Annotated in this window: 3 protein-coding genes and 1 pseudogene; all 4 read left to right on the top strand. The window is 46.2% G+C overall.

Features of this window, described 5'->3' with window-relative positions; genetic code table 11:
• Positions 1-68: 68 nt before the first annotated feature.
• A pseudogene (locus BLV85_RS14475) lies at positions 69-494 on the top strand (restriction endonuclease subunit S); the annotation flags it as partial.
• Between the two features lie 93 nt (positions 495-587).
• Positions 588-1,340 (top strand): IS5 family transposase, encoded by a 753-nt coding sequence (locus BLV85_RS14470; RefSeq protein WP_090415925.1) that lies wholly within the window; start codon positions 588-590, stop codon positions 1,338-1,340.
• Between the two features lie 38 nt (positions 1,341-1,378).
• A complete protein-coding gene (locus BLV85_RS14995; RefSeq protein WP_143032366.1) occupies positions 1,379-1,894 on the top strand; it encodes a restriction endonuclease subunit S domain-containing protein in 516 nt (171 codons plus the stop codon).
• Between the two features lies 1 nt (position 1,895).
• Positions 1,896-3,155: an ApeA N-terminal domain 1-containing protein gene (locus tag BLV85_RS14460; protein WP_090415923.1), complete on the top strand. Its 1,260-nt coding sequence runs from the start codon at positions 1,896-1,898 to the stop codon at positions 3,153-3,155.
• The last annotated feature ends 53 nt before the right edge of the window (positions 3,156-3,208 follow it).

The following is a 3,208-nucleotide window of genomic DNA, read 5'->3' as shown; positions in this document are numbered from 1 at the left end:
GCCCTGACGGGCAACTCCAAATGTATCGGTAATCTTGCTTTTTTACACAAAAACCCTGTCAAGCACTTTTTGCATTTTTTTCGCTGAATAGTTACCTTCAAAATAGCTCAGGCTCAATAATGCCTTCGTTAAATCAAAAGACATTAGATAGGCTGCCTGTTTGGTTGCCTGAAAAAGATCTCCAAGTGGCAATTGCATCATTACTTAGTTCAATCGACAAAAAAATCGAACTCAACAACCACATCAACGCCGAACTGGAAGCCATGGCCAAAACCCTGTACGACTACTGGTTCGTACAGTTCGACTTCCCCGACGCCAATGGCAAGCCCAACAAAACCTCCGGCGGCAAAATGGTCTACAACCCAGCCCTGAAGCGGGAAATGCCGGAGGGATGGGATGTTAAAAAGCTCGTCGATCTAGCTTCTGTAATACGCAGGGGGATTTCTCCTATATATACAGAGGAAGGTGGTATTCCCGTCTTAGAAGCTGTTTAGAAATTGAGAGTTCTGGATTAATGTAGCGACTTTTTGCTATTAGCGACAATATCATGATCAACAAAAAAGCCAAGGAAGCGTTATCCGAGTAATCTGAGCAATGGAGCATGGCGTTATTTGAAACCACATCTGCCAGTATCAGCCGTGGGGAGGCCGCGGGAGTTGAGTATGCGTCAGGTGTTAAATGCAATTTTGTACATTTTGAAGACAGGTTGCCAATGGCGGCAATTGCCTCGTGAATTCCCGGCTTGGTACTCGGTTAATTACTATTTTCACCGCTGGTCTCATGACGGGACATGGGAACGCCTCCATCATTTGTTGCGTTCCCGCTTGCGAGAGAAATGTGGACGACACAAACAACCGACGGCAGGCTGCCTGGACAGCCAAAGCGTCAAATGCAGCGCAGTTCCTGGGCAACGTGGTTTTGATGCAGGCAAGAAGATCAATGGCCGTAAACGCCATATTCTGGTGGACACACTGGGATTACTGTTGACGGTTGTAGTGACTGTTGCCAGTGTACAGGACCGTGACGGTGCTCGCCTGCTGTTCCGTCATCTGCCAGGCGGGTGCAAAAGATTGAGGAAGATTTGGGTGGATGGTGGTGGCTATAGTGGTCGCTTGGTAGACTGGGTTGCCGAGCGGTTTAAATTCTGTCTGGAGGTGGTATTGCGCCCCAGGGAAACCAGGAAGTTTGTGCTACTGCCTCGTCGCTGGGTAGTTGAACGTACTTTTGGCTGGCTGAACCATTCACGCAGGCTTAGCAAAAGCTGTGAGCGTCTCACTCGGACGGATGAAACCTGGGTTTACATTGCTATGACCCGCATTATGTTGAGGCGCTTAACATAGAGCAGGGATTTCCAAACAGCTTCTTAAACCAGAAGTGTGTGCGTGATCAGAGAATATCCTTTGAAGATTCAAGAAGACACCAAATAATACTCAGTGATGAAGACGACAGATTGTTAAAACCTTTTGACGTAGTTGTAAATTCAACAGGCGTTGGAACTCTGGGAAGAGTGGCTTTTGTGAAGCGTTTGCTTGAAGAGAAAACAACAGTTGACTCTCATGTGTCGATCATAAGATCTGATAGCAAACTAATTTCTCCACAATATCTCGCTTGGATAATGATGAGACATCAACCAATGATTGAAGCTGCGGCGAATGGCTCTACTGGACAAGTGGAGCTAAGCAAAAGCTTTTTGGAAGATATTGATGTGATCATTCCAGAAAGAATTCTTGTAGATAAATTTACAGATTTTGTTAACTCAATCGTCAAGGAAGTGGCGACCAAGGAATCCGAGAATGAATGCTTGGTTGACTTACGAGACTGGCTCCTTCCTATGCTAATGAACGGCCAGGTCACAGTTACCCTTCCGGACGAACTTCAAGTCGAGGAGGTGTAATATGGCCAAGATCGATCCAAATCTGTTGATCGATCAGGAATGGACAGGCATATTTTTTCCTCCGGGATTGGAAGATTTAGCTTTTGCCGGCAGATTGAAATATTCACCCACTAATGGACTCCGGCTTGAATTTGCTAGGCTAATGAGCAAGGCTGATCGCGACTTGAAGTGGACTTATCTATTTGGGCAAACCTCGACCGGAGAGCCATTGACACTCGTTGGCGAGTTCAGCGCCAGAAATAGTGGTTGCCGCGTGATGAACGGGATGGGTTATTGGACATCCACTGCTTACCCATTTCGTTACGCCATTTTCGGTTGCCATATCGAGGATACGGTTACGTTTGATACTTTCGAGTTCGATATTACGGGTGCTCAAGAGTTTTTCGTTCCGGACGTGGAGAAGGAAGGTGTTCCATTTAGTAATACTGCCGTTGTCACTACCCAATGCGGCGTTGGCAAAGTAAGTGTTATTCATTCGGGTAGGTTCAATCTAGCCAGTACGGATCTTAGGGTACATTTTCATTCAGACAATGAGGATGCGCTAGATGAGCTTCAGCAGAGCTATACCGAAATTCGCGCTCGGCACCCCGAATTTCAGCCTTATCTAAAAAAGCAGCTGGATTTTCTGTTTCGTTTCATTCCAACAAAAAAACTGACTATTCCTGATGCAGTAAACATCATCACTTCCATCGCAGATTTGTTTGCTATGTTGTTCTTTGGACCAGCAAAATTGATTTACTTGAAAACCTTTGTGCGAGACGAGAAAGGGCGGCCATGCCCGATGGTGGTTATTCCATCGACGCTCAACGACAAGGCCACAATTGAGCGCAGTCAAGCGAAGAAGAATCACCACAATCTTCCGTTAAACAACGGTGATGTGAACCTGGGTGTACTGCTGTCAAAGTGGCTGACCAGGAGTGATCGTTATCTGACAATCGTATCTGCCCTGCAAAGCAAAGTGAGCGTGATTTCGAATCACCAAATTCATGGAGACATTGTGCTTGCTGCTACTCAGCTAGAAGGGATAGCCAAGGAGGCTGGGAAAAATGCCGATAAGGTTAAATTCCAGTACGGCATTGACAACCATGCCAGTGAAAAGCTTCAAACGCATCTATCCAGATTGCTGGATTGTGCCCCTAAAGATATTGGAAAGAAAATTTCAGATCTTCGAAACGACATTGCGCACGTTGGTCGTTCGAAGACCTTGCTAAATAAATTGGGCTCGTCAGCAGAATCTGTGGGCGACATCCGGTTCAGGTAGCGCGCCAAGTGCATGATATAATGCGATTTCTGCGCCATGAAAGGTTCGAAATC

The sequence above is a fragment of the Nitrosomonas halophila genome (assembly GCF_900107165.1).
Taxonomy (GTDB): Bacteria; Pseudomonadota; Gammaproteobacteria; order Burkholderiales; family Nitrosomonadaceae; genus Nitrosomonas; species Nitrosomonas halophila.
This window is presented reverse-complemented; position numbering and strand designations above follow the sequence as displayed.

Bases quoted from the DNA above. Each gene is read 5' to 3' on its own strand.
- BLV85_RS14460 (WP_090415923.1), top strand. From the start codon at position 1,896: ATGGCCAAGATCGATCCAAATCTGTTGATCGATCAGGAATGGACAGGC.